The organism is Streptomyces sp. NPDC058240 (genome assembly GCF_042882135.1).
Lineage (GTDB): Bacteria > Actinomycetota > Actinomycetes > Streptomycetales > Streptomycetaceae > Streptomyces.
The window spans coordinates 1-12,470 of record NZ_JBHVWT010000089.1; the positions used below are offsets into that span (position 1 = coordinate 1).

The window sequence follows — 12,470 nt, forward strand, 5'->3', positions numbered from 1 at the left end:
CCCGCCAGCGCACCCCGCCAGTAGTCGACCTGCCGGGACAGCTCACTGACCGGATCGTCCTCGTCACCGAGAACGTCGCGCTGCCACAGCGTGTAGTCGGCGTACTGCACCGCGAGAGGAGCCGCCTCCGGGGCACTGCCCCGCACCCGGGCCGAGTAGGCGTCGCCCAGATCGCGTGCCAGCGGGCCCATCGACCAGCCGTCACCCGTGATGTGGTGCACCACGACGAGCAGGACGTGCTCGCTCGCGGAGATCTTGAACAGGCCTGCCCGCAGGGGGATTTCCGTGGCGAGGTCGAATCCGCGCGTGACCGCGGCGGTCAGCGTCTCCGGGGCGAAGTCCGCGATCTCCAGCTTCGGGCGCGCCTCGTGCGCCGGGAGGATCAGCTGACGCGGCCTTCCCTCGACGTCGGGGAATACGGTCCGCAGGCTCTCGTGGCGGGCCGTCACATCGCCGAGCGCGGCCTCCAGCGCGGCCGTGTCCAGTGCGCCGGTGAGGCGTACGGCCAACGGCATGTTGTAGGTGGCGCTCGGCCCCTCGAACCGGTTGAGGAACCAGAGCCGCCGCTGGGCGGACGACAGCGGGATCTCCTCGGGGCGCTGCCGCACGGTCAGCGCCTTGCGGGCACGACCCGCGTCTCCGAGGCGCTCGGCGAGGGCCGCCGGGGTCGGGGCCTCGAACAGCGTACGGACGGCGAGTTCGGCGCCGAGCTGGGAGCGGACGCGGCTCACCACGCGGGTGGCGAGCAGCGAGTGGCCGCCGAGGTCGAAGAAGCTGTCGTCGATGGATACCCGTTCCAGGCCCAGGACTTCGGCGTAGATGTCGCAGAGCGCCTTCTCCTGCGCGGTGCGCGGTGCCCGGCCCTCTGCGGTGGTGCGCGGGCCGGGTGCGGGCAGGGCCTTGCGGTCGAGTTTGCCGTTGACCGTCACCGGCAGGCGGTCGAGGGCGACGAAGGCCGCCGGGACCATGTAGTCGGGCAGCCGCTCGCCGAGGCGGAGACGCAGTTCCTCGGCGTCGGGTACCTGGTGTCCGGCGGCCGGGACGGTGTAGGCGACGAGCTCCTTGATGCCGGGGCGGTCCTCACGGACGATCACGGCGGCGCGGGCGATCTCGTCCTGGGTCACCAACGCGGTCTCGATCTCGCCGAGTTCGATACGGAAGCCACGGATCTTGACCTGGTCGTCCACCCGTCCGATGCAGTCGATCCGGCCGTCCCTGGTCCAGCGCGCCAGGTCGCCGGTGCGGTACATCCGGGTGCCCGCCGGACCGTGGGGATCGGCGACGAACCGTTCCGCGGTGAGGCCCGGCCGGTTCAGATAGCCGCGGGCCAGACCCGCTCCGGCGAGATACAGCTCGCCGGCCACACCGGGGGCCACCGGCCGCAGGGCGGGGTCGAGGATGTACGCCCGGTAGTTGTCCAACGGCCGTCCCACGAGCACCCGGTCGGCCTCTTCGATGCGCTGGCCGAGGGCGTCGACGGTGGTCTCGGTGGGGCCGTACAGGTTGTGGGTGACGAGGCCCGGGATGTCGAGGAGCTCCTGGCGCAGGGTCTCACCGAGCGCCTCGGCGCCCAGGCTCACGATGAGTGGACGGATGGACTCGTCTGCGGTCAGACCGAGTTCGTGGAGCTGCTGGAAGTGCGCGGGCGTGGTGTCGAAGTGATCGATGCCACCGACCCGCCGCACGTAGGAGTGCAGCGCGGCGGCGTCGTGGCGCGCCTCGTCGTCGATGAGGTGCAGTTCCTGTCCGGCGAGCATCCACAGCAGCGGGTCGAAGGCGGCGTCGAAGGAGAACGACGAGACCAGCGCGGCGCGCAGCCGGCGGTCGCCGGCCTCCGCGATCTCCGGGGCGTACAGCCGTCCGAAGTGGTCGTGGAAGAGGTTCACGAAGCTGCGGTGCTGGACGGTGACGCCCTTGGGGCGCCCGGTGGAGCCCGAGGTGTAGATGATGTACGCCGCGTTGTCCGGGCGCGGCGCGCCGCCCCGCTCGGCGTCGGTGAGGTTCTCCGGTGACAACTCATCGCCGAGGGCGTGCAGTTCGGCGGGGTCGCTGAGCACCAGCACCGGGCGGGCGTCGTCGAGCATGTACGCGATGCGGTCGTCGGGGTAGTCCGGGTCGACGGGGACGTAGACAGCTCCCGCCTTCATCACGGCGAGCAGTGCCACGATGTGTTCGACCGACCGGGGCAGCCGGACCGCGACGGGCTGCTCGGCCCGCACACCGTGCCCGATGAGCTGTCGGGCCAGTCGGTTGGCCCAGGCGTTGAGTTCCGCGTAGCCGAGCCGGGTGTCCTGGAAGACCAGGGCGGTGGCGTCCGGGGTGCGCGCGGTCTGCTGCTCGAAGAGGCCGGGGAGGGTTCCCGTGGGGTACGTGCGGTCGGTGTCGTTCCACTCGACCAGGATCCGGTGGCGTTCCTCGGCCGTCAGGACGTCCACCGAGGACAGCTTCCGGTCCGGGTCGGTCACCAGCTCACCGACCAGCCGCACGAAGCGCGCCGCCAGCTCCTGTGCCGTGTCACGGTCGAAGAGGTCCGTGGCGAACTCGATGCCGCCGCCGATTCCCGCGGGGGCTCCACCGTCCTCGAACCGCTCCTCGAGGACCAGGGAGAGGTCGAAGTTGGAGGTCTTCAGGCCCACGGCCCGTCCGGAGGCGGACAGTCCGCCGAGGTCGAGGGTGGCCTCCGCGTTGTTCTGGAAGGAGAGCATGACCTGGAACAGGGGGTGGCGGGCCAGCGAGCGCTCGGGGTTGAGCACCTCGACGAGCTGCTCGAAGGGAACGTCCTGGTTCGCGTAGGCGGCCAGGTCGGTCTCCCGGACCCGCTCCACCAGCTCACGGAAACTCGGATCGCCCGACACATCCGTACGCAGCACCAGCGTGTTCACGAAGAACCCGACCAGATCGTCCAGCGCCTCGTCCGTACGGCCCGCGACGGGCGAACCGATCGGAATGTCGGCACCGGCACCCAGCCGGTGCAACAGCGCGGCCAGCGCCGCCTGCACCACCATGAAGACGCTCGCCCGGCTCGTACGGGCCAGTCCGGCGAGCCGTCGGTGGACGTCGGCGGGGACGTCGAGTTCGACGGTGTCGCCGCGGTAACTCATCTCCGCGGGGCGGGGCCGGTCGATGGGCAGGGTCAGCTCTTCGGGGACACCGGCCAGCGCGGTGCGCCAGTAGCCGATCTGCCGGGACAGTTCGCTGTCCGGCCGGCTCTCGTCGCCGAGCACCTCGCGCTGCCACAGGGTGTAGTCGGCGTACTGGACCGGCAGCGGCTCCCAGCCGGGGGCCTCGCCCGCGCACCTGGCCCGGTACGCCTCGCCGAGATCACGGGCGAGCGGGGCCATGGACCAGCCGTCGGCCGCGATGTGGTGGACCACGAGCATCAGCACGTACTCGGTGCCGTTGAGCGCGAACAGCCGGGCCCGGAGCGGCGGTTCCTCGGTGAGGTCGAACTCCTTGCCCGCGGCGGCCGCGAGGACCTGCTCCAGGTCGTCCTCGTCGACGCCGATCACCGGGAGCGCGGGCACGGCCCGCTCCGGGTCGAGGATCAGCTGGCGGGGCCGTCCGTCGGTCTCCGGGAAGACGGTGCGCAGGCTCTCGTGCCGGGTCACCACATCGGCGAGCGCCTCGCGCAGCGGCCCGACGCGGAGTTCGCCGGAGAGCCGTACGGCCAGCGGCAGGTTGTAGTTGCCGCCCGCGTCCTCGAACCGGCCGAGGAACCACAGGCGTCGCTGGGCGGGCGACAGCGGGATCTCCTCGGGCCGCGGCGCCGCGACGAGCGACTTGCGGGCCCGTCCCGCGACGCCGAGCCGGTCGGCGAGAGCCGCCACCGTGGGCGCCTCGAAGAGTGCCCGTACCGCGATCTCCACACCGAAGGCGGTGCGGACCTGGCTGACGAGCCGGGTGGCGAGCAGCGAATGTCCGCCGAGGTCGAAGAAGCTGTCGTCGATGGAGACCTGCTCCAGGCCGAGGACGGCGGCGAAGAGACCGCACAGCTGCACCTCGCGGGCGGTGCGCGGTGCGCGCCCGGCCTTCGTGGCGCCGTCGGGCACCGGCAGGGCCCGCCGGTCCAGCTTGCGGTTGGGGGTGAGAGGGAGCGCGTCGAGGGGGACGAACGCGGAGGGCACCATGTAGTCGGGCAGCGCACCGTCGAGATGGGCCCGCAGGTCGTCGGCGCCGGGCACCGGATGTCCGGGCGTCGGCACGACATAGGCGGCGAGCGTCCTGATCCCGGGCCGGTCCTCCCGGGCGATGACGACGGCCTGGGCGACGGAGCCGTGAGCGGTGAGCGCCGCCTCGATCTCGCCGAGCTCGATGCGGAAGCCGCGGATCTTGACCTGGTGGTCGCTGCGGCCCAGGTAGTCCAGTTCCCCGTCGGGGGTCCAGCGCACCACGTCGCCGGTGCGGTACATCCGGGTGCCCGTGGGGCCGTACGGGTCGGCGACGAACCGTTCGGCGGTCAGCGCCGAACGGTTCACATAGCCGCGGGCGAGGCCGGCTCCGGCGAGATACAGCTCGCCGGGCACGCCGGGCGGTACCGGGCGCAGCGCGCTGTCGAGCACATAGGTCCGGGTGTTGCGGATCGGACGGCCGATGGTGGGCCGGGCGGGCCAGTCGTCGGGGTCGGCGGGGAGGGTGGCCGCGGTGACGACATGGGTCTCGGTCGGTCCGTAGTGGTTGTGCAGGGCGCGGCCGGTGCCGTGGTGGAAGTCGCGCATCTGCTTGGTCGGGGCGAGTGCCTCACCCGCCTGTGCGAGATGGCCGAGCGCGGGCAGTTCCAGGCCCTGCCCGTTGGCCTCCTCGCAGAGTGCGTCGATGACGAGGTTGGGCGCGTACACCTCGCCGATCCCCTGCTCGTCGAGCCACCGCACCAGGGCGGCCGGGTCGCGCCGGGTCTCCTCGTCGGGGATGACGAGGGTGCGTCCGGAGAGGGTGGTGGAGAGGATCTCCTGGGCGGAGACGTCGAAGCTGATGGCGGTGAACTGAGCGGTGCGCACCCCGGGGCCGCCCGGAAGCACGTCCTCGTGCCAGGCGACGAGGTTGGCGAGGGCCCCGCCGGGCATCGCCACGCCCTTGGGCCGTCCCGTGGACCCCGAGGTGTAGATGACGTAGGCGGGGGTGAGCGCCGAGAGCGGCGCGGTGCGGTCGCTGTCGGTGGGGTCGGCGTCCGGCACGGCGGCGAGCCGCTGTGCCGTGTCCGGGGTGTCGAGCACCAGCTGCGGTACGTCGTCGCCGGGGACCGCGGCGGTGATGCGTGGTGAGGTGGCGCTGTCGGTGAGGACGAGTACCGGCCGGGCGTCGGTGAGCATGTGCGCGATGCGGTCGGCCGGGTACTCGGGGTCGACGGGGAGATAGGCGGCGCCCGCCTTGAGCACCGCCCAGAGGGCCACGATCTGCTCGGTGGAGCGGGCGACGGCCAGCGCGACGGTGCGCTCGGGCCCGACACCGCGGTCGATGAGGATCCGGGCCAGCCGGTTGGCGCGGGCGTCGAGTTCGGCGTACGAGAAGCGGGTGTCACCGTGCTGGACGGCGACCGCGTCCGGGTGGCGGTCGGCGGTCCGCCGGAACAGGGCGGGCAGGGTGGCCGGCTCGTCGGCGTGCGCGGTGTCGTTCCAGCTGTCGAGGACCAGAGCGCGGTCCTCGGGGGCGAGGAGGTCCAGCCGGCCGACGGGGGTGTTCTCTGATCCGTCGAGGGCGGCGAGCAGGCGCAGCACCCGGTGGCCGATGGCGGTGACCTCGGCGCCGTCCAGTACGTCCGCGCGGTGGCTCAGCTCCACGGCGAGGGTGGTGCCGGCATGGACCATGAGGCTGAGCGGGTAGTGGGTGCCTTCGTGGCTGCGGCCGTCGACGACGCCGAGGCCGCCGGCGGACCTGCGCAGGCCTTCGGTGTCCACCGGGTAGTTCTCGAAGACGAGCAGGGTGTCGAAGAGTTCCCCGCCGACCGGCGTCAGCCGCTGGAGGTCGGAGAGTCCGAGGTACTGGTGGTCCATGAGGCCGGCCTGCTGGTCCTGCAGCCGGTCCAGCAGGGCGCCGACCGTCTCGGACGGGTCCAGCCGGACGCGTACGGGAAGGGTGTTGATGAAGAGCCCGACCATGGACTCGATCCCGGGTATCTGCGGGGGCCGGCCCGAGACCGTGCCGCCGAAGACGACGTCCTGACGGCCGGTGAGCTGGCCCACCACCATCGCCCAGACCGCTTGGACCACGGTATTGACCGTCACGCCGCGCGAGCGTGCCCAGCGCGTCAGCGCCGCGGTCTCCGCCTCCGGGAGCTCGACCCGGACCTGTGCGGGGGCGGCGGGCTCGCGGGACGGGTCCGGAGCGGCGAGCAGGGTCGGCTCGTCGAGGCCGTCGAGGACCTGCCGCCAGGCGCTCTCGGCGACGGTACGGTCCTGCGCGGCCACCCATGCGAGGTAGTCGCGGTACGGGGTGACGGGCGGCAGCGATGTCTCGTCCGCGCCCCGGCTGAACAGCCCGTACAGCTCGAACAGTTCACCGATGAGCAGGGCCCTGGACCAGCCGTCGAGGAGGATGTGGTGGGCGGTCAGCAGGAATTGATGGCGGCCCTCTCCCAGGTTGATCAGGGTGAACCGGACGAGCGGGGGGCGCGCCAGGTCGAAGCGCCGCGCCCGGTCCTCGGCCACCAGCCGCTCGGCCTCGGCGGCCCGGTCGGCGGCCGGGAGCCCCGACAGGTCGGTGGTGGTCCAGTCCGGCGCCGTCTCGAACGGGATGAGCTGTACCGGCTCGCCGTTCTTGCGGTAGCGGAAGGCGGCGCGCAGTCCGGAGTGCCGGCGCAGCACTGCGGCGCATGCGCAGCGCAGGGCCTCGGGGTCGAGTCCGCCCTCGATGTCCAGGGTGAACTGCGTGGTGTAGACGTCAGGGCCCTGCGCGTCGTACTGCGCGTGGAACAACAGGCCCTGCTGGAGCGGGGAGAGCGGGAGGATGCCCTCGAGCCGCGGCTTCGACGTAGTCATTTCGCTATCTCCACTCAGAGCCCGAAGTCTTCTTCGAATGCGTCGATCTCGTCCTGGTCGAGATCGAGGAGCGGCGCCAGTGGCGCCACGGTGTTCTGGGGTGCCGCCGGTGTCGCGGCGCAGGCGTCGGGGTGGTCCGCACGGATCACCACGGAGCGCAGGGCCCGGAACCAGCCCTCGGCGAGCGCGGCCACCTCGTCCTCGGTGAACAGCTCGCGCGGCCAGCTCCAGGAGGCCACCAGGCGGGGGCCGTCGGGCCGGTCCTGGGTGAGCGAGTTCAGCTCCAGGGCGTGCGCGGCGGGCATGGCGGCGTCGCTTCCGCCGAGCCCGCCGTCGCCGCTGTCCTCGCCCTCCCCGGCGGCGAACCGGCCGAGGTAGTTGAAGCCGATCTGCGGTTCGGGGAAGGCGGCCAGGGCGGGCGCCGTACCGGGGTTGAGATGGCGCAGCAGTCCGTATCCGGCTCCGTTGTCGGGCAGTTCGGCGAGCTGCTTCGTCACCTCGGCCAGGGCGCGTGAGACGGCGGGGCCGCCGGCGTGGATCTCCGCCCGGTCGTCCTCCCGGGTGCCGGGGTCGAGCCGGACCGGGAAGAGGCTGGTGAACCAGCCGACCGTGCGGGAGATGTCCGCGTCGGGGACGATGCCCGCGAGCAGCTCCTCCCTGCCGTGGCCCTCCAGGTCCAGCAGGACCCCGCCGTTCCCCGGCCGGCCGCGGTCGCGGTTCCACTCGGTCACCGCCAGTGCGAACGCGGTCAGCAGTACGTCGTTGACCCCGGCCCGGAACACGGTGGGCACGCTGGTCAGCAGCGGCCTCGTCACCTCGGTGGGCAGGGTCACCGTGAGCTGCCGTACGTCCCCGGCCATGTCCCGGGCCGGATCCAGCGCCCGAGCGCCCAGCGGCTTCTCCTCGGGCCCCGTCAGCATCTTCGTCCAGATGGGCAGTTCGGCGACGCGTTCGGGTGCGGCGGCGGCTGCCACCAGGCTTCGGGACCACTGCCGGAAGGAGGTCCACACCGGCTCAAGTCCGGGCTCCCGGCCTGCCGCGACCGCTTCGTACGCGGCCATCAGGTCGGGGCTCAGAATCCGCCAGGACACTCCGTCGACCACGAGGTGGTGCACGATCAGCAGCAGCCTGCCGAGGGCGTCGGGCCCGGCGTCGAACCAGACCACCTGCACCATCAGCCCGGCATCGGGGTCCAGCCGGTCCTGCGCGGCGCGGCCTTCGGTGTCGAGCGACGCCGTCAGCCCGGCGTCGTCGAGCCCGGTGACGTCCACCCGGTGGATCACGTCCTGGGCCCGCACGGCTCCCTTCGGCGGGATGTGCAGCGTCCAGTCGGATTCCGTCCTGACCAGCCGGGCGCGCAGTGCGTCGTGGTGGTCCAGTACGGCCTGGACGATCGCGGTGAGCTGTTCACCGGTGAGGTCGCCGGGGGCGGGCGAGACCACGGACTGGTTGAACCCTTCGATCCGGCCGCCCAGTTCCCGCAGCCACCGGATGATCGGGGTGGCGGGCACCGCTCCGAGGGCCGGGTCCGCGCCCTCCGGGTCGGCGGCCAGAATCTGCTCGGCCGGGCTCTCGGGCAGGGCGGTCGCCAGCGCCTCGGGGGTCTTGTGCCGGAACACCTCGCGGGGGGTCAGCACCAGGCCCGCCTGACGGGCCCGGCCGACCAGCTGGATGGAGGTGATGCTGTCGCCGCCGAGGGTGAAGAAGCTGTCCTCGACGCCGACCGCGGGCAGGCCGAGGACCTCCGCGAAGAGCTTGCAGAGCAGTTCCTCGCGCGGGCCGGACGGTGCCCGGCCGGCCGGCCGGGCACCGAAGTCCGGCGCGGGCAGTGCCTTGCGGTCCAGCTTCCCGTTGGTGTTCAGCGGCAGCGCGTCCAGGGTGACGAACGCGGCCGGGACCATGTAGTCGGGCAGTTCACCGGCGGCGTACGCGCGCAGTTCCGCCGCGTCGGGGGCCGCGCCCGCCGGGACCGTGTAGGCCACCAGCAGCTTGGTGCCCGGCCGGTCCTCTCGGACGACCACGGCGACCCGGGCCACCTGCTCGTGCCGCGCCAGAACCGACTCGATCTCGCCGAGTTCGATACGGAAACCGCGGACCTTCACCTGGAAGTCGGTACGGCCCAGGTACTCCAGCTCTCCGCCCTCACCCCAGCGGACCATGTCGCCGGTGCGGTACATCCGCCCCCCGGGCGAGCCGAACGGGTCGGCGACGAACCTCTCGGCGCTCAGCCCCGGACGGCCCAGATAGCCGCGGGCCAGACCGGCGCCCGCGATGTACAGCTCGCCGGGGACACCGGGTGCGACCGGGCGGAGCGCGCCGTCGAGCACGAGGACCCGGGTGTTGAGGATCGGCCGGCCGATGGGCGGTGCGCCGGCGGTGCCGTCCAGCTCGGCGGTGGTGGACCAGATGGTCGTCTCCGTGGGCCCGTACACATTGACCGCACGCCGGCCCGCGGCGGCCATCGCCTCGGCGAGCGCGCCCGGCACGGCCTCACCGCCGACGAGCATCCGCAGCCCGTCGAGGGCGGCCGGGGCATGGGCGAGCAGCGTCTGCCACATGGATGGCGTGGCCTGCATGACCGTGCCGCCGCTGCCGTGGATCAGCGCCGCGAGTGCGGCCGGGTCGAGTACGTCGTCCTTGCTCGCGACGACCACACCGGCACCGGCGAGCAGCGGCAGATAGAGCTCGAGGGCCGCGATGTCGAAGGAGACGGTGGTGACGGCGACGAGCCGGTCCGTGCCGTCCATCGGCACCCGCACCGCCATGTCGGCGAGGAAGTTGTCCAGGGCGGCCCGGGAGATCACGACGCCCTTGGGACGCCCGGTCGATCCGGAGGTGTAGATCGCGTACGCCGGATTGCGGCCGTCCAGGCGTACGGTGTCCGGAGCCTCGGCGGAGTGTCCCGCCAGCTCGCGGGCCGTCTCCGGGGTGTCGAGCAGCAGCGGCGGCGTGTCCGGGGCGGGCAGCGCGGCGGCGGTCGCCGCCGTGGTGAGCAGCAGCGAGGGGCGTGCGTCCTCCAGTACGTAGCCGAGCCGCTCGGCGGGGTGCTCCGGGTCCAGCGGCACGTAGGCGGCACCGGACTTGAGTACGGCGAGCAGTGCGACCAGCAGGTCCGCCGACCGGGGCAGCGCCACGGCGACGTACCGCTCCGGGCCCGCCCCGCGGGCGGCGAGGAGGTGCGCCAGCCGGTTGGCACGGGCGTCCAGGTCGGCGTAGTCGAGCCGCTCGGTCCCGGAGATCACGGCCGGGGCGTGGGGGGTCTCGGCGACCCGGCGCGCGAACAGTTCGGTCAGCGGCGGGATGCCGGGCTCGGCATCGACGGTGCCCGCCCAGTCGCCGAGGACCAGCTTCTCGTGCTGCGGCGCCAGCAGCCGCAGCCGGCCCACGGGCAGTTCCGCGTGCTCGGGTGCCTGGCCCAGCAGCCGCAGCAGGCAGGCGGCGAACGCCTCGACATGCTCCTGGTCGAGCAGGTCCGGCCGGTGGGCGAGGTCCAGGCCGAGCGAGCGGCCCAGACTGACGGTGAGGCTGAGCGGGTAGTGGGTGCTTTCGTGGTTGTCGCCGCCGACGATCCCGAGGCCGCCCGCGGACTTCCGCAGATCGGCGGCGTCGAGCGGGTAGTTCTCGAAGATGACGAGGGAGTCGAAGAGCTCGCCCTGCCCGACGGTCCGCTGGATGTCGGCGAGCGGCAGGTACTGGTGGTCCATGAGACCGGCCTGCTGGTCCTGGAGCCGGTTCAGGAGACCGGCGAGGGTCTCGGACGGGTCCAGCCGAACCCGTACGGGAAGGGTGTTGATGAAGAGCCCGACCATGGACTCGATCCCGGGGACCTGCGGGGGCCGGCCCGAGACCGTGCCACCGAAGACCACGTCCTGACGGCCGGTGAGCTGACCCACCACCATCGCCCACACCGCCTGGACCACCGTGTTGACCGTCACGCCGCGCGAGCGCGCCCAGCGTGCCAGCGCCGCGGTCTCCGCCTCCGGGAGCTCCAGCCGCGTACGCACCGGGAGCACCGGGGCACGGGACAGGTCGGGGGCGGCGAGGAGGGTCGGCTCGTCGAGGCCGTCGAGGACCTGCCGCCAGGCGCTCTCGGCGGCCGTACGGTCCTGCCCGGCCACCCAGCCGAGGTAGTCGCGGTACGGAGTGACGCGCGGCAGAGAGGTGCCGTCGCCCTTCCGCGCGTACAGCGAGAACAGCTCGCCCAGGAAGACCGGCATGGACCAGCCGTCCAGCAGCAGGTGGTGGTGGCTGACGACGAACCGGTGGCGGTCGTCGGCGGTCGTGATGAGGGTGAACCGCATCAGCGGGGGCGCGGCGAGGTCGAAGCGCCGCACCCGGTCGTCGGCCACCAGACGGTCCGCCTCCGCGGCGCGTCCGTCCTCGGGGAGAGCCGTCAGATCGATGTCCTCCCACGGGAGTTCGAAGTCGGCGGGGATGACCTGGACGGGAGCGTCGAGCCCTTCGTGCCGGAAGCCGGAGCGGAGATTGGCGTGCCGGGTCAGAAGTGTCCGCACGGCCGTCCGGAGCGCCACCCGGTCCACGGAGCCTTCGATGTCGAAGGAGAGCTGGACGGTGTAGACGTCCGAGGCGTTCTCGTCGTAGACGGCGTGGAAGAGGAGGCCCTGCTGGAGCGGGGAGAGCGGCAGTACGTCGGTGAGCCGGCCGTGTTCGCCCTCCAGGTGGTCGATCTGCTCCTGGGTCACCGAGACCATCGGCCGCAGGTCGGAGGGCGTCAGCCCGCCCGCACCGGGGCCGGCCGCGTGGGCGGCGAGCGACCGAAGCGCACGGAACCAGCCCTCGGCGAGCGCCCGCACCTCGTCCTCGGTGAACAGCGCACCCGGCCACGACCAGTCGGCGACCAGACGCGGCCCCTCCGCGTGATCGAGGGTGGCGGCATTGACCTCCAGCGCGTGTCCGATGCGGCCCTGCGGGTCCCGTCCGTCGCCGAGGTCGGCGTCGGAGCGCAGCGCCCAGTCGGCGCCCTGTTCCGTGTCGCCGTCGTTGGCGTCGAAACGGCCGAGGTAGTTGAACCCGAGCTGTGCGGAAGGGAGTTGGGCGAGCGTGCCGGCGGTATCGGGGTTGAGATACCGCAGGAGTCCGTAGCCGATGCCGTTGTCGGGCAGGGCGTGGAGCTGCTCCTTGACCGCCTTCAGGGCACGACCCGGATCGCCCGCCGCCCCCGCGTCCAGCCGGACCGGGAACATGCTCGTGAACCAGCCGACGGTCCGGGAAGTGTCCACCCCTTCGACGACGTCCTCACGACCATGACCTTCCAGGTCGACAAGGACACTGCTGGAACCGGAACCACGCCATTCGGCGACCGCCATGGCGAATCCGGTCAGGAGCACATCGTTCACTCCCGCGTGGAATTTCGCCGCGACGTCGGTCAACAGGGGGCCGGTGGTGTCGGTGGGGAGGGTGAGGGAGATGTGCTGAACGGTGGCGGCGGTGTCCACGTCGGCATCGAGCGGACGGGCACCGATCAACGGATCGTCCCCG

At 72.5% G+C, this 12,470-nt stretch carries 2 protein-coding genes; both read right to left on the reverse strand.

All coding sequences use genetic code 11. The annotated features are described in order from the left end of the window. Nucleotides 1-6,971 (reverse strand): amino acid adenylation domain-containing protein (locus ACFVX4_RS40460; protein WP_389988025.1); only part of this gene is annotated, 6,971 nt, incomplete at its 3' end. A gap of 14 nt (nucleotides 6,972-6,985) precedes the next feature. After that, the gene (locus tag ACFVX4_RS40465; RefSeq protein WP_389988028.1) at nucleotides 6,986-12,427 is read right to left on the reverse strand and encodes an amino acid adenylation domain-containing protein; all 5,442 of its coding nucleotides are present in this window, start codon (nucleotides 12,425-12,427) and stop codon (nucleotides 6,986-6,988) included. Nucleotides 12,428-12,470 lie beyond the last annotated feature (43 nt).